The 24,935-nt window shown below is 39.2% G+C and carries 25 protein-coding genes; 3 read left to right on the top strand and 22 right to left on the bottom strand.

The genetic code is table 11. The features are described from left to right. Positions 1-8: 8 nt before the first annotated feature. Both ACF8EG_RS16565 and ACF8EG_RS16560 read right to left on the bottom strand, forming a co-directional pair. Complete coding sequence (locus tag ACF8EG_RS16565; RefSeq protein WP_180208853.1) at positions 9-188, bottom strand: hypothetical protein; 180 nt, start codon at positions 186-188, stop codon at positions 9-11. A 550-nt stretch (positions 189-738) separates the two neighbouring features. Then, on the bottom strand, positions 739-954 hold the full coding sequence (locus ACF8EG_RS16560; RefSeq protein WP_180208852.1) for a hypothetical protein: 216 nt from the start codon (positions 952-954) through the stop codon (positions 739-741). An 89-nt stretch (positions 955-1,043) separates the two neighbouring features. On the opposite strand from ACF8EG_RS16560, the gene ACF8EG_RS16555 reads away from it, so the two are divergent. Beyond that, positions 1,044-1,166: a hypothetical protein gene (locus ACF8EG_RS16555; protein WP_257228259.1), complete on the top strand. Its 123-nt coding sequence runs from the start codon at positions 1,044-1,046 to the stop codon at positions 1,164-1,166. A gap of 514 nt (positions 1,167-1,680) precedes the next feature. Here ACF8EG_RS16555 and ACF8EG_RS16550 read toward each other — a convergent pair. The 16 genes from ACF8EG_RS16550 to ACF8EG_RS16475 form a co-directional block, all read right to left on the bottom strand. After that, complete coding sequence (locus ACF8EG_RS16550) at positions 1,681-2,136, bottom strand: hypothetical protein (protein WP_138937610.1); 456 nt, start codon at positions 2,134-2,136, stop codon at positions 1,681-1,683. 253 nt (positions 2,137-2,389) lie between these two features. Then, positions 2,390-2,962 (bottom strand): hypothetical protein, encoded by a 573-nt coding sequence (locus tag ACF8EG_RS16545; protein ID WP_258486529.1) that lies wholly within the window; start codon positions 2,960-2,962, stop codon positions 2,390-2,392. A 15-nt stretch (positions 2,963-2,977) separates the two neighbouring features. Beyond that, on the bottom strand, positions 2,978-3,487 hold the full coding sequence (locus ACF8EG_RS16540; RefSeq protein WP_138937612.1) for a prepilin-type N-terminal cleavage/methylation domain-containing protein: 510 nt from the start codon (positions 3,485-3,487) through the stop codon (positions 2,978-2,980). Positions 3,488-3,601: 114 nt separating this feature from the next. Next, positions 3,602-4,786, bottom strand: a complete 1,185-nt coding sequence (locus ACF8EG_RS16535; RefSeq protein ID WP_180208849.1) for a hypothetical protein — start codon at positions 4,784-4,786, stop codon at positions 3,602-3,604. A 121-nt stretch (positions 4,787-4,907) separates the two neighbouring features. Continuing rightward, positions 4,908-7,139 carry a GspE/PulE family protein gene (locus ACF8EG_RS16530; protein ID WP_258486540.1) on the bottom strand — a complete coding sequence of 744 codons (2,232 nt, stop codon included), beginning with the start codon at positions 7,137-7,139 and terminating at the stop codon, positions 4,908-4,910. An 8-nt stretch (positions 7,140-7,147) separates the two neighbouring features. Then, positions 7,148-7,987, bottom strand: coding sequence for a hypothetical protein (locus tag ACF8EG_RS16525; RefSeq protein WP_086048403.1), 840 nt, complete (start codon positions 7,985-7,987; stop codon positions 7,148-7,150). Then, positions 7,980-9,587 (bottom strand): hypothetical protein, encoded by a 1,608-nt coding sequence (locus ACF8EG_RS16520; RefSeq protein ID WP_258486543.1) that lies wholly within the window; start codon positions 9,585-9,587, stop codon positions 7,980-7,982. Before ACF8EG_RS16520 ends, ACF8EG_RS16525 begins: the two co-directional genes overlap by 8 nt. 11 nt (positions 9,588-9,598) lie before the next feature. Beyond that, entirely contained in the window at positions 9,599-11,188 is a 1,590-nt protein-coding gene (locus tag ACF8EG_RS16515; protein WP_180208846.1) for a type II secretion system protein GspD, read from the bottom strand. Between the two features lie 12 nt (positions 11,189-11,200). Continuing rightward, positions 11,201-11,731 (bottom strand): hypothetical protein, encoded by a 531-nt coding sequence (locus ACF8EG_RS16510; RefSeq protein ID WP_138937618.1) that lies wholly within the window; start codon positions 11,729-11,731, stop codon positions 11,201-11,203. Positions 11,732-11,734: 3 nt separating this feature from the next. Then, on the bottom strand, positions 11,735-13,324 hold the full coding sequence (locus tag ACF8EG_RS16505; RefSeq protein ID WP_258486550.1) for a hypothetical protein: 1,590 nt from the start codon (positions 13,322-13,324) through the stop codon (positions 11,735-11,737). 136 nt (positions 13,325-13,460) lie between these two features. After that, positions 13,461-14,099 (bottom strand): lytic transglycosylase domain-containing protein, encoded by a 639-nt coding sequence (locus ACF8EG_RS16500; protein WP_138937620.1) that lies wholly within the window; start codon positions 14,097-14,099, stop codon positions 13,461-13,463. Then, the gene (locus ACF8EG_RS16495; protein WP_138937621.1) at positions 14,099-14,593 is read right to left on the bottom strand and encodes a hypothetical protein; all 495 of its coding nucleotides are present in this window, start codon (positions 14,591-14,593) and stop codon (positions 14,099-14,101) included. The genes ACF8EG_RS16500 and ACF8EG_RS16495 overlap by 1 nt, the downstream gene beginning before the upstream one ends. A 16-nt stretch (positions 14,594-14,609) precedes the next feature. Then, positions 14,610-15,308 (bottom strand): hypothetical protein, encoded by a 699-nt coding sequence (locus ACF8EG_RS16490; RefSeq protein ID WP_258486552.1) that lies wholly within the window; start codon positions 15,306-15,308, stop codon positions 14,610-14,612. A gap of 351 nt (positions 15,309-15,659) precedes the next feature. Then, positions 15,660-17,072: an ATPase, T2SS/T4P/T4SS family gene (locus ACF8EG_RS16485; RefSeq protein WP_258486562.1), complete on the bottom strand. Its 1,413-nt coding sequence runs from the start codon at positions 17,070-17,072 to the stop codon at positions 15,660-15,662. A gap of 2 nt (positions 17,073-17,074) precedes the next feature. Further along, entirely contained in the window at positions 17,075-18,046 is a 972-nt protein-coding gene (locus ACF8EG_RS16480) for a type IV secretory system conjugative DNA transfer family protein (protein WP_025767438.1), read from the bottom strand. Then, on the bottom strand, positions 18,009-18,575 hold the full coding sequence (locus ACF8EG_RS16475) for a hypothetical protein (RefSeq protein WP_025767437.1): 567 nt from the start codon (positions 18,573-18,575) through the stop codon (positions 18,009-18,011). Before ACF8EG_RS16475 ends, ACF8EG_RS16480 begins: the two co-directional genes overlap by 38 nt. Before the next feature lie 80 nt (positions 18,576-18,655). On the opposite strand from ACF8EG_RS16475, the gene ACF8EG_RS16470 reads away from it, so the two are divergent. Continuing rightward, entirely contained in the window at positions 18,656-19,741 is a 1,086-nt protein-coding gene (locus tag ACF8EG_RS16470) for a hypothetical protein (RefSeq protein WP_138937624.1), read from the top strand. Between the two features lie 3 nt (positions 19,742-19,744). Here ACF8EG_RS16470 and ACF8EG_RS16465 read toward each other — a convergent pair whose 3' ends face one another. From ACF8EG_RS16465 to ACF8EG_RS16450, 4 genes are read right to left on the bottom strand one after another with little or no spacing between them, the layout of a single operon-like run. Next, positions 19,745-20,116 carry a hypothetical protein gene (locus ACF8EG_RS16465; RefSeq protein WP_176311737.1) on the bottom strand — a complete coding sequence of 124 codons (372 nt, stop codon included), beginning with the start codon at positions 20,114-20,116 and terminating at the stop codon, positions 19,745-19,747. A gap of 2 nt (positions 20,117-20,118) precedes the next feature. Next, positions 20,119-20,418: a hypothetical protein gene (locus ACF8EG_RS16460; protein WP_138937626.1), complete on the bottom strand. Its 300-nt coding sequence runs from the start codon at positions 20,416-20,418 to the stop codon at positions 20,119-20,121. An 8-nt stretch (positions 20,419-20,426) separates the two neighbouring features. After that, the gene (locus ACF8EG_RS16455) at positions 20,427-21,080 is read right to left on the bottom strand and encodes a hypothetical protein (RefSeq protein ID WP_176311736.1); all 654 of its coding nucleotides are present in this window, start codon (positions 21,078-21,080) and stop codon (positions 20,427-20,429) included. A 15-nt stretch (positions 21,081-21,095) separates the two neighbouring features. Beyond that, a complete protein-coding gene (locus ACF8EG_RS16450; protein ID WP_258486577.1) occupies positions 21,096-22,844 on the bottom strand; it encodes a hypothetical protein in 1,749 nt (582 codons plus the stop codon). A 230-nt stretch (positions 22,845-23,074) separates the two neighbouring features. Here ACF8EG_RS16450 and ACF8EG_RS16445 point away from each other — a divergent pair, with 230 nt between their 5' ends. Continuing rightward, positions 23,075-24,919, top strand: a complete 1,845-nt coding sequence (locus tag ACF8EG_RS16445) for a hypothetical protein (RefSeq protein WP_180208838.1) — start codon at positions 23,075-23,077, stop codon at positions 24,917-24,919. Positions 24,920-24,935 lie beyond the last annotated feature (16 nt).

Raw genomic sequence — 24,935 nt, 5'->3', positions numbered from 1 at the left:
TCCTAATTTTAATAACCATCTTTTTTGTTGATTGAATCAACACGCTCCTTCCAAGTACGACCATCTACATGCTTAACTAATGAGCGCATGATTTCCTTAGCTTCATCAGTAAATTCACAAGCGAATGGGTTTGTAGTGTTTGATAGTTTATCTAGTTCAAGGTCATCTCTAGTTTCAGTCTTACTCATGTTTAATTTACCTATTAGATAATCTTAAGCTTGTGCGTTACAAAATCGAGTCGCGAATAAAATTTCCGACCAATTATCTTGATACGCTTTCCGTCAAAATAGTTCCAGAAAGCACTAACAAAGCTGCCACTTCTCTGTTTCTTCGCTTTTTGATAGCAATGCCAACCTTTCTTCAATTCTTCCCACTCTAAGAGTGATGCGTAATTGGAGTAGTAATCAAAGAACCAGCTCACTAGATCTGTATTGTCACTATTCTAAGGATGGCACTTAACAGAGATGAAAAACTTATTCCCGAGAGTCATTTTTGACACTGAGTTAGGCTCTCCAAATACCTCTAATACAAGGGTCTGCCCACAAAGTGGGCTAGATGTGTAAATTTCAGACGATACGTCATTCATGCTTCCTCCTGCGATTTGAAAAAACGTTAAACGCCTTACGGTAGGAGTGAATGATCGTCCGGTTGTTAAAGAGCTTGTAGAGATTAAATTTTCCCTGGCATGTAGTTGGCGAGTGCACTCACATTGTACACGCCTAGGCGTATACTTCTAGTTTATTTGCTTATTTTGTATGCGTTTTTTATTTCAGCATCCCAATTGGAGTATCTTGTAACGCCGTTTTGAATCGCAGATTTTTTGGCGTTCAAAATCACTGTCGCCTCGGTTTGTGAGCGACCTTCTACAAGTACTAATTTTGCAGCTTTATATGCAATGGACTCGCGTTGACCTCTAATGATCTTGTTAATCAGCTCAAGTTCATCGATTGTCATTAAAACATCTCCTTCGATTTATTTCTGAGGTCGTTCCAGTTAAGTTCTACTCATCTTGACTGCGAATATCGCGATGATGGAGCAAGTTCTTGATTATCTCACATAGCACGCTGTCAGAGCATTTATTGCCGAGCACTTTCGATGCCAAACGAGAAGTGCATGACGCCCTGTATGACTGCTACATCCAGCGTGACCACATGATCGTTTTCTGAAGAGACGTACAAAAAGAATAATCCTTCCCAGACACTACTTTAGTGTGCATGGCGAACGGCTCGCAATAGACGTGATGAAAGCTCATGAAACCCCGACTGTTCGGATTAAACCCACGATAGAGATCTTAGTTCTTTCCTGTGAAATTCATTCCATTTCTGTGTTTGACGCGAAGGTCTAACCATCTATCAATGAAATAGCGCGCCTTATCAATGATCTCGGGAGATAGGATATACTTTGGTTCCTTTGTACATCTCGAAGTCATAAAATTATATAGGAAATAAACTTTACTATATGATAGAGCATAACTTGACCACATTCACTAACTCATTGTTTTATTTGAGGCGTATAGGAAACTACTAAGCATGAGCGGCTAGTTCGCCAGTTAGAAACCCCAAATGGCAGATTCTAATAAGCCACCATAAGGAGCACTAATGCCATTATTTGAGACGTTTTGAAGTAGTTGTGATGTTTTAAATTAAGCCACTTAAAGCTAGCTTCTAATTAGTGATGAGATTAAATAGGAAGAGTGGTTTTATTCCAAAACTTTGGCATTTGGATTGACTCACCAGACTCAAGTTTACGCTCGTGTTTATGAAAAAAGTTCTCATAATGCTCAAGGTTTTGTTTGCAAAACTCATTTAATTTTGAAATTGGCAACCTTGGTGAATAAACGTTTGTACTTCCATCTGAAAGATCTGCGATAATCATTGAGCCATCATCAAATTCAACTGCAGGGCTGAAAACATAGTCCATAACCATATGAATGTATTCACGATTTTTGTCAAAGTTTAGGATGATAGTTCCAGATTCATATAGCTCTGCTGGGATGTTTGGTTTACCTTCAAGCAAGTATGGCTTACCCTTAACTATATAAGTTTTTCCTTGGTGAGAAAAAATATCATCAACTTCCAATGCAAAGACATCAGTGTCTTGCCAGGTGTCATGTTTAAAGCATTTAACTGTTTTCATATTCCGTCCGATTTCGTTGAAATGGTTAATGAATAATTCAAGACCTTGTTAACTGTTCTGGTTTACAAATAAGCACGCGGTATGTCTTTTTCTTTACTTGACTCAATAGTACAAAATGCCTTGCTTTAACATCTACTCTCCAATGACACCCTCTCTCACTTAAAAAGCTACTAAGGCTGGTTTCCAACTCCGTATGGAGTTTGCACAGAACGTCTAAACTGCAAGAACCATTTACTTTATATGCGCTATACATCTAAATGCACGTCCTTTCACTAAATACACTTTCATCTAGAATTTCACGCGCTAGCCTTCGGTTAATAACTTGGTCTTCTATCAGAACTGAATGGTTTGAAATATTCGGGGTAACTTTTAAACCTGTCTCATAAAGAGCATCGACAAACATTAGATATTCATTATTTTGATCGGCTCTATATTTCATCGTAACTTGTAAAACAGTAGAGCTTTGATTCAGCCTTCTATTACCTGTTTCAGTAGAGGAAATGACGGTGCTTGGTCTGACAAGGGATAATGATATGGATGCCTTTTGAGGGTTAAAAACAGGGAAAAGATGCCAGCCATCAGCTTGTAGGCTAGCTAAAGTCGTAGGAGGAATTGGGTCAACACCTGAGTTGCATTGATGTACAAAGTATGAGGAATAGGAGTTAATGATTTGGTCAACAGACTGAACCACTCGCGCCTGACGATTATACTTTTCCTCAAGCGCGAGCATCGAGTACCAATCAAAAGCAGCGGCTGCAATAATGGATAAAACCACACCCAATGTTAACAACAGCGTATACCCTTTGCTACGATTGATACTCTTCATTACAGCCTACCCTAATTATTCAAATTCAAAGAAAACGGTTGTTCCTGTTACCTGGGCAGTACAGTCATCATAATCGTCTTTTACTCGGAGTACCGCATCATCAGAATTTGTTGGCAAAATCAAAGCAATTTTGAAAATGGTTAGATCGGTAGGTCTTGCAGTTTTAGTTGTACAACCTGAGCCATACGTAATACCACCGCCTGTAATCGCATAGTCGATATCCCAAGGGTTTTTTACATCGATGTTAGATGGTAGGTGATGATCAATATCGTCAAAGTCAATTGTCGCTGGGTATTCACCATCTTGCGAGTATGTTTTTTGTACCGCTCTTGCGATGTGAACAACTTCTTTTTTACCATCAGCAACTTTTTTACTGACACCTGAATCGAGTAGTTCAGGAACAAATTCCGCTGCAATTACTGCAATGATGGCAATAACGACCATAAGTTCGATTAACGTAAAACCTTTGCTTTTACCCTTGCGAGTATGCTGTAGGCGAGTTCTTAAATTTGTACTAGTTAACATTGAGTAGTCCTTTTACAAACAGTTGGTTTATGCAAATTAATGTATTTGCCTAATCAGATTCAAAATATACAATAAAAAATGTATTTACAAAATACTCAAGAGCATCATTTGTCACTATGCACCTAAAGATTTCATAACTGCCATGCCAACACTCAATCCACCAGCCAGTACCCAGACCCCTATACCACCAAGTATGAGCATCAATAACGTAGATAGACGCTTCATTTGGTTCACCAAATCTCTTTGACCCGTATTGCATATAATATTTAATGCAGTTTTTATAGATGCCTTTTCACCTTGACCTGCAAGTTTTAGTTTTAGCTCTAGCTCATCAGGTAGAAGACCTGTACTAAACTGGTCAGTACCTTCTGCACCAGCGACAATTGAGGCTTTGATCATATCTAGATGATCGCGCTCATATGGTTTTGCCCAAATTAAAAGCTTATCGATAGCAAGTCTCGGCTGTATCCCTGCATCTTTGATAAGTAGGGCGATATTCGAAAACAAACTCATAGCTAACTTACTTCGATACAATACTGCTGGTGGGTAGTACGAATCAGCTTTCTCACGTACTTTTCCTGATAGTTTTGGAAGGACATATCGATTAATAATCGATGCAGTGAATACAAGCAGTATTAATGGGATTGTAAAATTGGCGATGAAATCTGCGATTAAAAACTTTAACTCTGGCTCTTTAAAGAATTTGAATGCTTTAGGTATTTGAGCCTTTCTCTCTTCGTAAAAGGAATGAACTAAATTCATAGCATTCCCAGCTAGAATCAATATAAAAAATCCAGCGTATAGTTTAATCGTTGATACCAGCTCAACCCTAAACACTTCACTTTGTCTTTCAGTCGCCCCCTTTATCGCGCTTGTAATATCACTACTAGCTGCTGTCGCACTCATCAGAGTACAGAAACTATCTGAGAACATGCCGTACATCGCCTCTCCTAGTCCCATACCGCCCCTAATTCTTACAATTAGAGCCTTACAAACAATCGCAGATACACCCCCGAGTGATGAACTCTGCTCATAGATTTTTTTCATTCTTTTAATAACCAGCAAGTCTGCTACACCGCCCCCCTTACTCTGCATTTCATCTTTTCCAGTATCCGGTTTTGATTCCGTTTTAATGATCATGAGTGAGTTGATGAATTCAATTTGCTTTTTAGACCTAAAAAAAAGAGCAATTTTAAGACGCTCACCTGTGGTTAAAATTGATGTTAGTTCTGTTGATTTCTGAACAGCATTTTGGCTACTTTGCACTTTAGATGCTTTTAGTTTACTTCTGGCGGTCATAGATTGGCTCACTCTTATCTGTAGTAGTAAAGAAGAGGTGAAGGGTTAATTAATCAAGACTTTGAATTAGATAAATATGACAGCTATAAGTAACTGTCATATCTCATCCTGTAACGTCAGATTAATAGTTGTATTGGAAATTCTCTTCGTCATCGAGGGCAATCTTGACGACTCGCTGAACTTCAAAGAGATCTAATTCGCCTTCTAGAATTTTTTCTCTTGCTTGAGTTTCGAAATCTTTCCAACCATGACCGACAAGGTAATCCTTCATTCCGTCCCAGTCTTTAACTGCGATAAACTTGCGAATTGAATCATTTATTTTAATGACTTCTTGCATTGAACTCATTCCGCGCTTACCTCGGTTGCAAGTGCAGTTTTCAGAATGTTCATTTGTAAAAATTAGACTATCAACTTTGTCCATATCTGCTTCACCTAGATAGTCATAAACTGTTTTCTTTTCTTCGTCAGATAAGTGGGTGAATTTTCTTGCGCAAAGTTTACAAGGAAGGTTATTAAGCCTTGTGGCTATGATTAAAGTGAGGACTTCATCTGCTGCTAAATCTTCTGGCTTACCGCCAATGTTGATCATTCGCATCAAAGTTGAAATAGCGCTATTTGTATGGAGAGTAGATAGAGTTAAGTGACCTGTATCAACAGCTTCTAATAAGGTTCTTAGCATCTGACCGCTGCGTATTTCACCAATCATTACTACGTCCGGGTCTTGACGTAAAACGGATTCTAACGCTTCTTGCCATTTGTGTTTTGGTATCGACATTTGAGAAATACTACTGTTGTATGTCGCTCGTAATTCTACAGGGTCTTCAATTGTTCTGGCTGATAAACCAGGGAGCATTTCACGTAGGATTGCATGAAGGAGAGTTGTTTTACCTGAACCTGTAGGTCCAGTTACAATAATCATTCCTTTAGGCAAGTGCATTGCTCTGCGGAACATTTTTATCATTGGTGGTGCAATTTTTAACTGCTCTAAGGTCTGAGGTACATCGTTTTTTGAAATACGAATATACATACCAGCTGATTCTTCGCGAGAGCCACCATCTATTGGTGCTTTTTCAATACGTAATTCAACGGTAATAGGGCTTGTTCTTTGCTTGTCTTTGTAGACCTGCAGAGCAAAAGATGTACCTTCAAAATCAACATAGTTCATCGTGCCCGAACAACGTTGAGCACCCAAATCGTTAATTATGGTGTTGAATAATGATCGCCCAATGATATGTTCTTCGTTTATTGTAAGGTGGCTTTGGATAAGTTTGTTTGCACGAAATTGAATTTCAAAGTTTTCTCTTAGATACATATGAATATCAGTACAGTTATTCTGGACAGCCAGGGAAACGGTACTAACTAACAGTTCTTTAGTAGCGGCTTCGTCTTCTACTGAGCTTGAATCAACATCTGTATTTTTTCGACGAATATTTTCTGTGTGGACTTCTTTAGCATGAACAGAGAATAAAGTATCGTCGATTAATCGTGTTTGAATCTTATTGATGTCGATATCACCAGCAATCGCGACCAACTTTCTTACTTCATCGACAAAGCGAGTTTGCATCTTTGCTTTGGATCGTGGAAAGAGCACAATTTCACCAGAGTGCATAGGGATAGCAACGAGGTTAGTACCTGAGCCATACCCCGAATTAAGATCTTTTGCTCTAGAAGAACCTTTACTTGAAATTCCTTCATCAGTGTCCTCAAAGTCGGATTCTTTTCTATTGTTATAATCGTCAAACGTTGGCAGTAACGCTCGATAGATTGCGTAATCCACATGGAGGATTGAAAATGTAGAATGATGCTGATCACTTACACGATTAATTTTCACATCTTCATCTCTAAAAACCGATGCAATAGACGTGAACTCATTACTACTATGGTCAGTAAACTGTATTTCCGCTTCATCCTCTTCGATTGATTCTAAATCCTTTTCAAGAGACTGTTCTTGCAATGACTCGTCAAAGACTTCAAAGTCGGATATCTCTAGTTCATCCTCAACTTCTGTATCGTTAACACAATTTTGAGGTGACTCCCTTAACTTTTTAGCGTGCTTGATCACTTCGGAACCAAATTGAGCTTCGAATTCTTCTTGATAGCCTGACTCTTTAAGTGCATCTAAATCCAACGACTCAGCCATCTGCAATTCTGTTTCTGATAAGATGCCTAGCTCATCTGTCTCTTGTGCTGGTTTATGGTGAAATGGATGTTCCGATGACAAAATCTCTTCTACTTCAATCGCTACCGATGATTCTGAACTGGTAGCTTCAATAGTTACCTCCCCTTTCTTTTTTAGAAAAGGGATTTTCAATTCTGATATGTTTATTGGTTTCTTAAAGAAAGATATGTTCATAGCAACCTCTAGTTAAGGCAAATTGGAGCAATTTCGTCACGGTCCTCTGTTTTGAGATCCGCCAAATGTACACATTCCAATTGCTTATCTATCTTTAGAACCTCATATCTATTAGCAACTGTTTGCCCCTTTCTCGCATGAGGAAAAGTTTTATTGTTAACAACGATATAGGCTTTATCTTTAACCAAAGCTCGAAGTTCGATTTGATCTTCTTTACTAGAAGCAATGACCATGTCCAATTGTGAGCCATTTTCACCACCCGCAAGAAGCTTCCCTAGCTCGTCTGTTGAAGCAGAGCCGCTAGCACCTATAAACTTGGTTTTTCCATTCGAACCTGAATCGACACCTTCACTTTCATACTTTGCAATGCGAGCACTTGTTTCTGCCATTTCTGCATCGATTTCTAATTCTACTTGCTGAAGCCGCTTAACATTGATGACTTCTCTACGACTCGCATCATCAAGCTTTAAACCAGCCCATACGTATGCATTCTCACGTCCCTTTTCGTTTACGCGAGCGACCACATTCCAAACAGCCATAATTTTGTCGAATTGAGGAGCATCATTGTAACTAGGCGGTTTAGGTATATGAGTGTCGATATACATTTTGCCATCAACGATTTTGTTAGCTAACTCCTTGGCTTTAACCTCTTGCTGTTGAAGACGTTCACTAGATTCAATACCGGCAGAGTGCGGTTTACTTTCTGCAACAGCACTATTAAAGCTGAATCCAATTGAAGAAAATAATGGTTTAATGTGAGGTGATAACTTGTAGGTTAAGATGGCAAAGCAAACCACGAGTATAATGATTGCCACTTTGTTATCTTTCTTTTTTTGTTTGTTACCCATTTTCAGCCTCATTTTTTGTTGAGCTAGATAAACCTGTACCTTTGTGACCATATACTTCAAGAGTTATCTTTCCCGAGTACCCACAAGGCATAATTTTGTTTTTTTGATCTTCTACCGTGGCTTCGTCAGAGTACGTACCTTCAACTTTTACAAACCCATAGTTTCTTGGGTAAAGTTGGGTGCTAAAGTACTCGAAATGTTGCGGAAGCCAGCAGTTATAATTAATGTCCACCATGACTGACGACCAATTCTGGTGAGCAGTTCTTTGACCAATGCTTACGTTGGTGTGGTCAAACAAAAAGTCGACGGTATCTTGGATGTAATGGATCTCTTTATCCACAGGCGTAAGATACAGCTCAGCGTTCACCGCATAATGTGAAGCACCAAAGCCTACAATTTGATTATTATTTAAGAAGAACTGAGCTAACCCGTTTTTTTCTGCGAAATCAGATAGGTTAGTACTATCAATTTTTGAAGAGGTGGATTTCATCTCAAATGAAATATTGGTGTTCTCAGCAGCAATAGTAACCGGTCGCCAAGAAAGTTCTTTCGAGTCACGCGCTTTATCGAACTCCATGATGGCTAACCCTATCTGCTTCAACATCATCTCTGCATTAATGCCAGTTTCTAAGATTAGCTTTCGGTACTCAGCATATTCGTCAATGGTACGTTGAATTTGGACTATTCGGTTTTTCTCAGCTTCTTCAATTTTTTTTTGCTCTAAATAAGAGGGGATTGTTGAAGCTACTACGGCTAACAAGGCAAAGAGGGATAGTCCAAAGCGAGTATAATGTTTTCTTTTTAGGTACTGACCTACATCTCGAGTTACATAGGATGTCGGTAAGTCATTAAGTTCCAGATCCTTCTTATAATACTCAATTGTTAGTTCAGTAATGAATGGCTGAACTTGAGAAGCATTAGGTACATAGAGATCTACTACGCTATCAGCTACCCCAACCTTAATAAATGATTTATCAGAGTTAGCATCAGCCAAGTCAAAAGAGATAACCTTACCAATTCGAATCGATTCAAGTACTTCTTTGATCCGTTCTTGAGAAGTATGGATAAGTCCGTCAATTGAAAAAATGTCCTGGCTCAAACCTGCAGCCGATGCAACAAAGCCTTGTACAATCTCTTTCTTCGAGTTAACAAAGATCTCGATTCTGTTGATAAGTAAGTCGAACTTATCTTGGTCGAAATCAAGATTCGCTTTAAATCGTCTATCGGTATTATCGCTAGCACGGCTAAGCTCCGACTCACTCAGAACTTCCTCAATTAGCTCAGATTCGATTGTTCCGTCTTCATTAACTAAAAGTAGGTAGAAACCCGAGCCATAATGTTCGATAAAGACAAATGGTCTTCCTGGCTTAAGTTTGCCTGACTCAATCAATTTACCTGTTACATACTGATTAATCAGGAAACCACGCGTAACTGCAAGCAAAGAGATTTTGCTGAATTTTGTTGGCATATAACAAAACTCAGTTAATCCATCTGCTAGGTTTGCTTTAAATGTTTTGTTCTCTAGGTGAAAAATATGGCTACGAGTTGTTACTATCTCGTATTTATCTTCACCTATAAGAAATGGTGGTGGTATAACCATCGAATCCCCCTTTAAATGGCACTAGGGCGAATGATTCGAGGTGTAACAGCGATGATCGTTTCTACGCGCTCATTTTCGGCATAGTCGTTATATCCAAACGCATCGATACCAGCATTCGCTTTTCGAATCTGCTTATTAGAACGGCTTAACCCTGCAAAGAAGACGGTATCGCCACTTCTTACTGTGAAGCGGTTGAAAAAGTCTTTGTCAGTTGTATAAGGACTTTCAACATAAGTAGCAGTTCCGTTATCAGTCGGAATCCCGCTATCGCCATTTCGTACAAGCTCAATTAAGTTAGACAAGTTGGTTGCCATTGCAATTGAAACATCTGACTCATAAACGGTCGGAACAACATACATAGAAAATCCAACGTCCAAATCAGCTTGGCTAATGCTCTGTTCTACGCCTACATTACTTGTTGATGTGGTAGAACGTTCTTCGATGTATTTGATTCGGTCAAGATCACGTAATTTAGCAATAGAGTTGTGGTGAGCAATAACACGAGGCATCGTGCGAGTTGTCACCGACCCTTTTTCATTCAATAGCTCTATCAACGCACCTGTCCCTGATGCACGACCCCGGTTAATTTTTCCTCCAATACCGAACGTCGCTTCTGTTCCAGAAAAACGAGACGTGAAGGGGTCGCCAGCTTCACCCACACCACCAGCAGCTAATGAGATGCCCTTAGAGGTCAATTCTTTTATAGCAAGTTGAACATCAAATGAGTCAATCGCTTTGTTATCAAGTTTGACTTGAATTATTTCAACATCCATTTCAACTTGAGTGCGATATAACTGGTTTCTCTCCTTTATGATTTGAGCCATTTGCTCTACAACATGTGGAACATCACGAATTGTAATCGTGCTAGCAGAACGGTTTAAGAAAATTGGAATTTCAGACTCGCTTGAAGCAATACCTTCTTCATCGGTATTTGCCTTTGAAATTACATTTCGAAAACTAGAATATGTTTTGAGTTCAGAAACCAGTTCGTTTAATGGATCTAGTTCAGAATTAGCTGCTGCGTATTCATCACCTGACGATACGTTTTCATTGGTGGATGACGAAGCCCCTTGCTGTTTACCCAAGGCAAATTTGAACGTAGATGGGATTGCTGCAATCTTAAATGACTTAGTTTGGAATTTACTCCAAGTAAGGACATTATCCGACTGAATCGCGAATGAGTAACCTGATGCGTGACTGATTGACTCAAGAGCATTCCCAACCGTCGAACCATGAAATGAAACCAAGAGGCTTTTATCGATACCATCTTCATACTTGATGTTTACAGACCGATCACTCATCACCATATTGATTGCATCGAGTAACGGAATTTTACGACCGCGACCAATATCGAATTCGTCGAACCACCAGTTAGGTTTAATAAGGTCTTCATTTTCAATTGGTGGGACAAAAATATTTTTATTGTGGCGAATATGACGGTAACGACGCTGGACGTTATCTCGGATATCAATTGCTAGATCGACTTCCTCATCAACAAACTTAGTTATTTCTTTTTGCTTCTGGTTAATATCACCATTAAGAGTTTGGCAACCTGACATCAAAACAGCGCCTACCACAAAAGCTATATACTTAATTTTCACAGTAAATTCCTTTTAGTTTCCGACTTGTAAGGTAACGACCTTATTTGGGTAGTAGTCACCGACTACATTCCTTTTGTCATAGAATGGCGCAATCATCTGGTCCAAAATGTCCAGTACGTCATCACCTTGGAGTTGAAAGCTATTAAACATACGTAACGCTTTAGGAAAGTTTTTGGGAACCCAAAGATTGGCACCTTTTGTGTGAGCAAGTAGATCGCGTGCATTTTGTTCCAACGTCTTTGGATAAACAGTGAAAAGAATCGTCCCATCATCAAGAACTTTTAATCTTTGTGACTTTGTAATGTTTAGTTCTAAGTATTCATACGCCACATCTTTTTTCAGCTTCAAAGCTGTCCGAGGCATAGCATAACTCGTAGAATCATAGCTTGAAGACGGTTCATCGACCGCTCCACCATCCGAAATTTGAACTTTAGATGCAGCACCGCTTTGAGGTGATGATGAAGCAATCGTCACTAAGTTCGCATGTGATGTAGCTGAGAGTGTTACAGCTACAAGTACGGGAAAGTATTTTAACTTAATCATTTGCTATCCTTGTGCGTTGCACAACTTTAAGAATTTATTGCGTTCAACTCTATCTACTGTGTCAAAGCGTATAGAAACGTAGTTGTCTTCAGGCTCAATCACTGCAGAGATTGAAGTATCAGGAGTGTGCTGCCCCAGGTGACAAATCATTTTGACTAAATCAGCCTCGAGGCTATTCCCAGTAAAGTTGAGATTTTTTGTATACTCGATTGAAGGGATTTTGGAGTCATTGATGTACTCATCGTTCCAATCAAGCTGGTAACGCCAGTATCGTTTTAAGTAATTTCTCGTCTTTGACTCACCATTACCTGCAAGTAATTGACGTTCAAATTCCGGGAAGTATTTTTGACGGACTTCTGCAACTAGTTTTTCCTGTTTGACCAACTCTGCTTCGCGTTGATTTACAAGCGCTACTCGTTCATCGTAATCTCGTTGTGTCTTAATAATGAATTGCTGCTTGTCATCCGCGAGATCTTGTTTAAGAGAGGCAATGTCTTGCATCAGGTCATCAGTACGTTTTTCAATTTCAAGTTCTAGCTTGGCATGACGACCTTTATATTCGCTTTCGAGTTCAGCTTTACGTTGCACTAAAGCTTCTTCTTGAGTCTCAATGTAAGCGCGTTCAGTCTCCAACATTGACTTAAGTTGCTCAAATTTATTCTGGGAAATCTCCGCATTCTTACGTTGGGATTCATATTCAGAAAACTTAGCCGCAAGTTTCGACTTCATATTTACTAAATCGGATCGTTCTAATTCAAGCTGCCTTGAATCCAACTGATACTGAGCCTGTAAGTCTGAAAGCGTCTTGGCTACCATAGCGTTTTGAGTCGCAACTTTGTTGTCATAGAACTCTTGTAGTGCTTCGGTGTCTTGACGATATTGAGCTTCGTGAATACGCCTTAATTCTGATAGTTCCAATTGTTTTTGAGCATATGCTTTCTGTAGCCGCGCTCGTCGAAGTTCATAATCCTTTTCAACATTTCGAACAGTTTCAAATACCACTTGGTCCCGAGCACGCTCTGCTCTCATGTTTTCTTTTCTAATGGCTTGCTTCGCTAAGGCTAGTTCTTCTTCGTAGAATTTAGCTTGGTCTTTTAGAGCATCTTGCTTCTCTAGACGACGCTGGTGGTTAAACTCAAGTTGCTTGGTTTCTGTTAGAGCGATTAGTTCATTCCATCCATAACGCTCTACTTCGTGACGCACATTTGTATGAACGTAATGTAAACCAGCGGTTTTAAACTCATCTGCCCAAGCAGTGATAAGAGTTTTATTTCGGACATCAACCAACACTGCAACGCCGTAAAGCTGCCCCCACTTATCGTAGATAGTGCTCCATCGTGGCTCATGCTTATATGACGAATATCGGACAGGAAATGCACGAAATCGATTATCAGCAAAACGCACATCCCACCCAGAGCCTAGAAGTACTGAATTTGATTGCTCAAAGCCATATGAGTGATGCTGTTTATGTGTCCCATTCTCTATATAGTTCGCACTCGAGCTTGGAGTGGCTAACACCGGAAACATCGCAGAGGGTGCAAGAGTGATAGCTGATAACACAATAGGCGCAATGATTTTTGTTCTATTACTCATTCCGTGTCCATTCTATTAATGATATTTATTGTATATATATTAAATTGAATCTGTAAAGAATGAAAGGTTGAAGTTGGTTCATTTCAAAAAAGGAGGGCATCTAAACGAAAAAAAACCGCTTGGTAAGCGGCTTTAACTACTGATTTGACTCGATGGTACGTTTAAAAACTTGCAATGCATCTAAGATGTGTCTTTTGTATTTGTAATGATGTCTAGGATAGTCACCCCTCTTATCGTAATGGTAGTTTCCAACTGCTGTCATCCAGTCCTTTTCTGACGGCTTTAGCTCATCATATTCAATTCTCAAAAGATGACCTGTCATCCTAATGCCAACGCATGGATCTTTACGTATATCTTCTGCTGTTAGCCTTACTCCCATATTGCGATAATCTAGAAGTCGAACATCATTTATGCCTGATGGACCATGATCTTTTGTTGTATTCGGATTCACCAAAGATCCTCCGATTGGTCCTCTTTCATGATATACAATTGCATAAATCAACCACTCCGGCACCTCGAAATATTCGCTAGCTTCAACCATACAATCTGCAAATTTTGCATAGCGCTTCAATAATGTTTTAGAAAGTATGATTTCCCTATTTCGAATAACATCACTACCAACAATCTTGCGTTGTTGCAGTGAGTTAGACCTCTCTAGTTCATGATTTTTAAAAAATGCATTACTAAAGGGATCGAGAGAACCGCTTGCGTTCGCAAGACTTACATGACATTGGAGCGTAATGCCTAACAAAGATAATGCAGTGAGCTTAAACATTAGCAATACCGATATAAATATCCGGCTAGGTCTGCCTGAACAGAAAGTACAGGTGGTAAAATGGGTTGATCGGAGATATTCAGTTCATGCCATGCATTAGCCATTTCATTGAGCTTTAGCTCTCGGTGGGCTGTACATTGTCCCTTATCAACATCTACATAAATTGTCTCTGCACTTTCGTTTACAACGAAGTCTATTGGGTATTGCCTTGAGATTCTGCTCAGTACATTCGTGAAGTGCTCTGTATCCGCACGCCAATTAATCCCCATATCTTTAAGATTTGGGTTGGTAAATGAGATTTGCATCATTGGGGCAATCTGTTCTAATGCCACGTCCAAAGGCATGTTTCTACCTCTCGCATTGACGATCTCTGTAGAGTCTGCGACTACGCCTTTATCAGAAGAATTTGAAAATGATACAGCTTCATGAATTGTTACCGCTGCTGATGCATTGAAGCTTAGGGCTATTAAGCTAGAAATTAAGATTACTTTCACGTACTGACTCCTTGAATTAAACAGCTTCTTTCAAACTGTCTATCGAAAACTTTTCTTCGCTATGGATTACCATGCCGAATTGGTGATAAACATATGAAGCCAAGTCGTTGTGGCTGACTACCGATTTGACACCTTTAGAGAACGATGTAGTAATCTCAAAAATATCCAGTTGCTTATCTATCTTGTCGACAGGAGTTTGGGTTCTTCTTGCTGTTGAAATTGATAGTTTTAGTTGTGCTAGAATTTGCTTTTTAAGTGCCAAAGGTATTGATGGGTCGAGAACTACATCAGAAACGAATTCATGCGCTGAAGCGTTCCTAACGCCAAGGACTACAACTGTTGACTTACTTAGATATGACACTAGCTCCAATTCATCACTATCTAACGTCTTATCTATCGAGAGCATGATATGGCTACATGATAATTCTTGACTGAATTTCAATGCATGGACTAAATCTTGAAAATCACCAAACTTTCCAATTGAAAGGTTCATCACAATTGGTTTATTCGCGTCCTCTGTAAGTTGCTTATCAAATGTGGAGTTTGATCGTTTGTCATAGATATTGACTAATTTCAATGAATCTCTCGTATGATGTCTGATTAACAAATCTGCTAAATAATGATTTATCAACTGACCTTTAGGAAGTCGGGAGCCAGTTGTTAAGTACATTCCACATTTTGGCAAGTTAGTATGTGACTCAATCTGCCTATTCATGATTAATAGTCCTTACCTTTTAACATTGAGCGGGTGTGGCGCTTGCTTCTTGGTGTTGGGTAGTACACTGCAGACCTTTTTCTTAGTAGGAATCCGAACAAGTCAAAAATTGTAATTCGTTTACGCATACAAAACCGAACTACAACGACTTGAACAACCATTATAAAAATGAACTTTGAAAGTCCAATAAAGTTGATTAGCGGAACAAATAATTGGAGTAGAAAAATAAAAGACTGAAGTCCAACTACCACCCAAAAAATAATGGGAAATCCCCAAAAAATGACTGTTTTCTTCGTGTTAGAACAATAGGTTTTATCAGGGTTCATTTCGAAGTCTTCATCGAGCTTGTAATCAGCCATTTTCATCAGCCCCATGAGTTTCAGCTATATGATTAAAAGTAGACTTAAGTATTTTTCCACTTTCATACAACTCTTTAGCGTGTGATAACATTGTCTGACCGTGAGTTTCTACTGCCTTGCGTATCGCATTTAACAAGTTACCCTCTGTGCTCAATATTTCCGACTTTACTTCAGGAGTAAATAGCAATGTCTCTTGGATTGGCACAACTTCTTCGCCATTTTTTGCAAGATACTGGACAATAAAAAGGTGCGCAGTGTTCACAATAGAACGAATAATTGCATCTTTATCACCACCTACTTCATTAGCAATTCGTGAAAAGATCGAAACGATACTATCGGCATGGAGTGTTGTTAATCCCATATGCCCAGACTCTGCGATTTTAGGTAATGTTATAAATGTCTCTCTATCACGAGACTCACCCAAGTAAATTACTTCCGGGGTTCGACGTAAGGCGTTTCTTAATCCATCATAGAAGGATGTGAAGTGACCAAACTCTCCCACAGAATGTTGTCTAATTGGATTTGGTCCTTCAATTTCAGTAAGAATGTACTCAATTGGTGACTCATAGGTCAGCATCAGTCTTGAATTATGTATATCTTGACGAATTTGAGTAGCAATAGCGGCACAAAGTGTAGACTTACCGGAACCTGTTTCACCAGCCACACAAACCAAACCACTTTTGGGAGTACAGTTCCTAACGATGAAGTCACTTGTACCTAGTTGCTCATGGGTAAGCGGTCGCGTAGTTAGCCGTCGCATAGTAAGTGAAAGACCAGTGCGTCCCGACGTTTCTTGATATGCACTTAAGTTTATTCGGTATCTGAATCTAACTGTCGGCTGATTTTCTCCTGGGTCATATTCAAAACCATACGCATCATCGTAATCTTCACCGGGAGAAAGTACTTTGTTAATGATTTTATCGCCATTTTGTTGATACATATGACGAATAATTTCTTCTATTTCGTTACGCATAAATCCACGATGGAAAAGCTTTATCAATTCCTTCTTGGCTTTGCGGTAGGTAAAATCTCCACTAGAGAATATCACATCATCAAATTTACCGTTTTGCTCCATTATCCTTAGCAATGTATCAATCTGATGACCCATAAATATATCTGACTTACACATTTCGATATATTCCGGGTTTTGGATCAATGGGTCGCGATAATAGCGTGGAGTGATGAATGCTAGGTTTGGATAATCACTAGCAGGTAAGCCATTTAAGAGATCGCTAAAGTCATCATCGTTATGTTTTTTGTGAGATGATTTTGCTTTTTCATCAATGATAGCAGCGAATTCCATTGAATCAGTTCCAACTGACTCAGTAGGTACACTGCTTGCTCCCCCATTTTGAGGCAATGGACTATCAACTGTCGCGAGGAAATCAGGCATAAAGTCTGTCATAACTATAGCCCCGTTCCGTATTGAAGAATTTGATGGTATCTGACAGGTAACAAATCCTCCAATACAGGAAGTTCTGGTATTACACGCCATTTTCGAAAATCATGCTCAAGCTTGGGAACTACTGATATTGATACCCATTTGTTCCCTATGTACATTAAATCGTCATCACCAGAGACAGGGTGAGAAGAGGTTTTGTACTCAGGCGCTGTGATATATCCTGCACTATGAAGAATATGATATCGTTGAATGCCTATTGAATCGAAAATAAACCTTGCCAGTTGTAAATCTAGGTTTAACTTTGCCGATTCAACGCCGTCGTGCCATCCTGATTTAAAGTTCTTTTGCCACTCTTCTTTTTGTTTTGGGTTTGAAGGTAAAAGATTTTTTGAGTATAGCTGTGGTTTTTTTGCATTGAACCTTACATAGTCACGCCAAGTCGGGATGGCATCTACAAATCTAGGTTCGCTTCTGATGTGAAACGCTCTATCTGCTATATAAAATGTTTGATGCTTCGAGTCCTTATATCTCTTTTGACCATTTGACTCCGTTACTACTGGTGGCATTACATAGTATTGTTTGTATCGCAGCATATACGGAGAAATGTCATAAATCGTATCTAAGCGTTCATATAGGCTTTTATCTTCTGCACTCAACCCTGATAAATCACCAGCTAAATTTTTCTTAAATTCTTGCTGCGCCCAATACTTTCCTGCTTGCATCCCGATTGATCTAGCTTCTTGAGCAATACCGCGAGTCATTAGGCTCTCGCCAGCAAAACTAGAACGTCCTTTAGTAGTGTATTCTGAATTTTCGTCGAAGTTGCCTTGCTCGATTTCAAAGAAATAATCATAAATATTTGAATTCGCAGACGATGATGTACTAATTCCTGCAGTAGTGACAAGCAGACAAAATGAGCAAAGTGCACTGCGTAATGATTTAGTTAGAAGTGTTGAATGAAACGAAAATTTTTCCATTTTTCATCTCTCCCATTTCAGCGGTTCCATTCATAGATAAAGCGTCTTTGTTTGGGTATATATCGATACTAATTCGACCTTTTGCTTGGTCGTGAATATCATAGATCCAATCTTGTGCACTACGCTGTCCCTTCGCTAATGTAACCCATACCGTTGTATGAGCAGGTCGTGAACCGAAATCGATTTCATAATTGGTTAAATCAGCGATGAGCTTCAATGGATCTTTGACATCAGTTTGTATGTCCCGAAATGAGATGGGCTTATCCAGACCAGGAGCAAACCTTAATCGCTCTTGCGTGATTTTGTAGATATCACTTGGTGTGGAATCCAATTGCAACAATGCAGATTGAGTCGTTAGCGTCATTTCCTTCGCTTCAATTGCTTTCGCAGAATACTTTTCTAGGGTTTCTAACAAACTCTTTTGTAAAGCAATTTTTTCTTTTTCCAATTCAGTTTGCTTTGGATTACTCGCACACCCTTGCAACAGTGCTATCGCAGCGACTACCGACCATTTCAATTTTGGTGACATTTCCATTTCCGTGTGACTTTGCTATTACATTTTATGATATACTAATTAAATCATAATATCGAATCAATCAAAGTATGATTTTGAACGAAAAACCAGTCAACCATCAATGCGACATACTTGTTCAGCACATTCTTAGAGATAGCGGCAACCTCCAAGACAATAAGTTTTGGAATGAGTTGGGATCTGACTATCAAAAGAAAGTAACTAGTTTGATTAGACAATTTGAGGATGACAGTCACACACCCGCTCTAACAGGTAAGTTCTCTGATTGGGTCCAAATTGCTGATTTTTTAGTGGTAGTTAAATCTCGCGTATTAAAGTCAGCTTCTTACCGAGCTGTAAAATCCCCTATTACAAAGATTTTAAATTACGGACTTAAAAATCAGTTTCTTGATGATGACCTTTTACGAAGTGCCCTACTAAAGCTAAAGGAGTCCAAAGGTGTTCCAGCAAACATAAAAAGTAAGTCCACCAGTGGAAAGAAAGCTCGAAGCCTAAAGCCTGATGATATCTACATTTTAAGAAGCTATGCCCGGACAAACCCTAACTACAAGTTCGCGGTTTCTTGGCTAGAATTCAACGTACTAACGAACTGTCGCCCAAACGAATTGGAAAGCGCAACATTGGTTCTGCCTTCACACTCAAATACAGAGCCATTTCTAAAGGTAAAAAACACGATAAAAAATAACAGAACGAAAGAAGCTATTGAAAGTGGCGCTCAAGATGAATTCAGACATATACCTTTAGACAACTGTTCTTTCCATGACCTAGTATTCATCGACAACTTTTTATCCAGTTATCGAGAGCGTCGGACGTTGAGTGATTATCAGGACATCTACAATACCGAACGAAATCTCCTTGGAACCGCTTCAATCAAGGCTGTAGGTAGAAGGTTTTCACTTTCACTAGGTAGAACTCAATGGGCTGCAAACGCTAAGGCTACGGACAAATCAAAAACAGAAATATCCACTTCAATGGGTCATTCCAATGAGGAACAAGCTACTAGGAATTACGGAAAGAAAGTTCATGGCTGGCAAAGAGTGCCTTCTAGAAGTGGGTCAAAGACCGATAGTCAGCACTCCCCATCTCAAACAGATTCAAAGATGATGCAGATGGGGGAGGACCAAGTCTTAGATATAGATATTGATGATGAAATGGTTAATTAGGCGTTAAGCTATTGCCTTTTGTAAGTTCAAGCTTGAATTTTCAGCCAATACCTGGCGAAGCTTAACCTTTTGACCTGAACTTAATGAGCCATAATCGCGCATATTTCTTTCTAATAATGCTAAGTAATCTTCTTTATCTTCATCGAACTGTTCTGTGTACGCCCGTTGACCACGCAGCTTAATAAAAATACCGTTCAGATTTGGGACCGAGGGTAATTCTAGGTTCTCAGGTATACATTCATACGAAAAAATAACCTTAATTCTGTCAAGGCTCACCGTATTAATATACTCTTTTGAAAATGAAACATTTAAGGCTTCACTATTACCTACGCAGTCAACAACATCAACGTCCATTAAGTACCAATTATTGCTCAAGCTTACCTCCCCTTTGATTGCTTGCTTTTATGAGCGTGGATAAACGTAAGTACATCTTTGATGTAATTATCCACTGCTAACTCAGTATTTCGTTTCGTTTCTAAAAACTCCATGTTTGCTTCAAAGAACTCATTAGTCATCTCAAGCTTCATTTCCGACATGAGAAGCATGTACATAACACCCTCACTCATTAATCGCTTTATCAAGTCCTGATATTCAAAAATTTTATAAAATGGCTCCATCATTTGAAGCACTACATTTACTTGCTGCATTTTTTGCTCAAAAGGTACTTGGTTGTCCATACGCCCCCCTATTGACTTAAGTCTGGTTTCATCTTCATTGCACCGCGCTGATATGCTGGCGTTTGAGACATATCCTCAAACTGTTTTCGGTAGCGTTCCATTTCATCCAACTCTTGTGGCGTCAATGTTGTCTCCTGTCTCCCGGCAATTGATGAAGCAACATTACTTGAGATCCCTCTCAACACTGTTGAACAAAGATTTTGTTGATTTGGGTTTGATGCAACCTTTTTCGACATATCATTTAGTGCGTCCCTCACATCGCTCGGTATAGCTTGACCAAATGGCGTTTTATTCAGGGCATTGAAAACAGCACTATATTTCTCTTCAGCATTCTCACCGAGGTTTTCTTTTAGCGTTTCCTCTATGGTTTTTTCTATATCAAAAGGCACTACCTTGGCTGGGTTTTTAACACAACCATATGTCCTGTCTTCGTTTGGCTTCAAAAGAGTACTATGCAAAAGTGCGTACATGGCAGACATAGGCAATGAAGTTGCAGCATTGTCCCTACCTTTTAAATATGGGCTATCTGATGGCAAGAGTGAATTAGCGATTTTACCAAGTCGTCGCGATCCATTTTCTACTCCTAACTTAAGGAGCTTTTTCCCTAAATGGCTAGCAATAAATTTGACACCCAACTTAGCTAGATATGGTGGAATTGCCATTATTTATGTTTCCTTCTAAAGCGTGATAAGTCTTGGTCCCGAGTTTGGGGTTCTATCTTCTGATTTACTAGGTAATTCAATGTATGGCTTTTCTTCATTTAACTCAGCTTCAGCTTGCTCTACAGCTTGTTTTACCTTTGGGGATACGCTTTCAATTTCATCAGTAAGAACACTCGTCCTCACAACATCAATTAGATTTTGTAGGTCTTGATTTGCTTCAATTACTCTTTTGTCACAACTACCCGCTAATACAAAATCCGAGCTTTGTTGATACGACTCTATACGTGATTCGAGCATGGATCTTGTCTTATCAGCGACATCAGAAGCATCGTGATAAGTAGTTAGAATTTCAGCTAAGCTATGCAAATCCCACTTTTGCTTTTGAGCAACGCTTAAGCTCATTTGTTCATTTGAAGCAGTTGTTTCAATTGTTGCTTTTTCAATAAATTCACTTAAAGATCCAGCCAAGGAATGCTTCAGGTTCTGTTTTAAATCAAATTGCTTTCCGCTTTTTGCCAATGTCAATGCTGTTTTCACTTCGTATTTTTCTTCAAAGAAATGAGATATTCCTTCTTTACCGAGGTGTTTGATAAGTTCTTTCTCAAGTTTGGCAGCATTATTCTTGATTTGAAATACTTCTGCATGTTCAGTGGCAGGGCGGTTATTTAATAGGAACCCTACTGCCGCTTGCTTATCTAAAATACGGTTAATTTGACCACGAATATTTGAAGGACCAATATCTATCTTGAACTGGTTTCCATCTAGTGATTTTTGCATTAGCTCAGTTTTGGCGTTAACTTGAGCTTCTACGTCTGAAAGTTCATCTGATAACGCGCTAATAGCTAACTTTATGACATTCATTTTGGATATGTTTGAAAGAAGATCATCGGGAATATCATTGGATGATTTGATTTCAAGGTGTGATAGTGATGTTGCTGGCACTACGCCTCTTAGTATATGAGGTTTAAAGAATGCTATCGCTTCATAAATTTCATCAATTAGCGCTTCATCTACCTCGACGTTAACTTCCTCTACCGTTCTTTCAGCATGGTTATATATTGCGAGTTTTACCTCATCAAAATGGATTGGTTCTTCTAAATTCCTCGCTATGTCATAACCAATGTTTAAATAACATTGATATTCCAACGGTGCTGAGTACTTTGTTGCTTTAAATGACTCTTGTGATGGAGATTTGATATCTACAAGAATGATCTTCCCATCGCATTCAACTATCAATTCTGGTTCTATAGATACATCAAAATCAGTGCCAATACCCGAGACTTCAGACAATTTCTGCATTAAGTCCTGTCTAACCTTAACTACAGAATACTGCTCTTTTAAACCTGCTACATAAACTTCGATTAGGTATTTCTCCATTAAGGAACCACCTAACTTTGGTCCTTTTGGAGCAACAGGATGCTCAAGAAGCAACTTTGATCTAGCTAGGCTTTCAACATCGTTATGACTAAAACCAATCTCATTTACATATTTGGAGCGTAAGTTTCGTAAGCCCTGCACCAAAGTACCTACTTCTGATGCAGCAAAGCTTGACAGCCTTTTTGCGAATTTCAATATACGGTTTGGGTTAGCTTTACAAAGAGAACATACCGCATCAAGCCAACTTTCAACTATTTCATCCGGGGTGTTCTTTAAGTGCTCCATTTGACCAATGAGCACTTTAGCTTCCCTTCTAGATTTCTGAACCATTTTCTCAAATTCATACTTTGAAGGTTGTCTTCCATCATCCATTGCAGCCACCGCCATACCAAAACACATTAGAATATACATTATGTAATACTTTTGAGAAATATCACAATAGGCATTATTTATCGCTAATTTATCACATTTGGTAACTATCAGTTTTGATTAAACCATCAGAAGTTATACAATGTATGATGAGATCGAGTTAATCGACACTCACAAGAAACATGATACCGGCAAGAGCCACTTAACAAACAAAAGGCGTGGTGCCTAAGAAATCAAGGACATAGACAATGGCAGGTTTAAAGAATCAATTAAGGTCTAACGCAAATGACCAAAAAGCTACTGATGGAAACAAACGTGAAGGTTTTTCGGGTAATCCAAAGACAATGTTTGTGAAAGTTACTGGGTTTGAATCTTTCGAAGATGTAGTAGATGGTGAGCCTAAGCAAAAATACCAATGCACCGGATATGATATTAGTGTTACTGATGCGAAGGAATTTACTTTCACTGTCGAACATGAGAAGTCAATGACTGACTTAATCAACGGAATTGAATCAAAACAATCTCCTGGTACTTATTTCCGCGAGCCATTAGACCCCAATTCAGAAAATGCCGTTGTAATGCTCAAGTCAGGTCAATCAGATCACAATGGTCATTTACATGCATACAGTGTGAAAGCTATCTCTCCTACTGCTAGCATGAGCATCGCTCCTATCACCTTAAACATCAATACTCGTCATAAGCGAGCAACTATTACATCAATCAACTCTGGAAAAGCTCTAAAAGTTGACGGTAATGACCCTAAAGGTTTGATGGATTCATTTAGAGCATTAATGGACGTAGATGACAACGTACCAATCAACGCTCGTGGTGGTGTGATGTTGCGCTTTATCCCAGCAAACGGAAAACTTGAAGACCATGCCTCATATAACTTTGAGCATCCTTACGAAGAAACCATTATCGAATTAAATAGCGGAGAGCAGGAAGTTATGCACTTACCTACTCGCACTATGGATCGATATGTTGATATTGTTAGCTCAAATCGAAATCATTCAAATAAAGCTGTCGCGGCTAAAGCCAGCGAATGTTTTGCCAATCTTCAAACCTTTATGGGTTGGGCTGCGAACCCTGAAGTTGAAGGCTTCTTTGAAGTAATTCCTACGGCAGAATACCGTTTAGGTGCCGGAATTAAAGACCGTTTATTTGAAAATGACGTAGTTCAATCGGATGATGAGATTGCTGCTGAAATTACTACGAAGCTTTCTCCTTGGGGCAAGATGCTTCACAGTCAGTTTAACATTTACAAAGACGTGACTAACCCTGAGCACCCTAGAGCACGCCAAAAGGTTGCCATTAAGACCGCGTTGATTCTTGAAAGCCTTGCCGCTCGCGACGACATGAAGTTCATTTCTGATCTTGCGCCTGTATTTAAGTTTACTAAAGGTCAACTACCACACCAAGTGAGTACTAAAGATTATACAGGTCAGTTTAGAAACGTAGCGTCACTCAATAGTCAGGACCATAAATACTTGGAATCTGATGGCAAAGTTAAAACACAACGTCACGAATACGCAATTGCTGTACGCAACGGTGATGACCTTTCTAAGTTCCGTCGTGTGGACACCAAACGTCAAGCTAACGCTGAAAGCTCAGATGCTAAAACTAAAGAAGTACAAAGTTCTAAAGCAGAGTTGCCACAACAAGATTCTCAGCCTTCAAATGATAAAAAAGCTGAATCCTCACAAGCAAAAGTGACTAAAACTAATCCTGCAAGCCCTTCACCAACAAATACTGTTGTTACATCAAAAGATACCGTAAGTGCCGCTGTTGCTGAAAGTAACGAATCTACAACTACTAAAGCCAAATCCGAAGGTTCACAAACAAAATCAACTAATTCTACCATTGAGTCAAGTAACTCAGTATCCGATGCGAATGAAGCATTTGCACAAGCTAAAGATGCTGATGTCGACCATCTCCAAGAGGCTCCACTCCCTAACTGGATTGAAGATCATCAAGATGACATTCAATTTGACGATTCGATCTTCGATAACATTGATGACTCTTTATTTAGTGGCATGGGGGATGGTTTTGAAGAAGAACTAGATCCAGAGCACCCAGGCATTTCCATGAATTAACCACTACCCTTGCCCA

Origin of the sequence: Vibrio sp. YQ_11, from assembly GCF_043103065.1 — a bacterium.
Lineage (GTDB): Bacteria > Pseudomonadota > Gammaproteobacteria > Enterobacterales > Vibrionaceae > Vibrio > Vibrio parahaemolyticus.
This window is presented reverse-complemented; position numbering and strand designations above follow the sequence as displayed.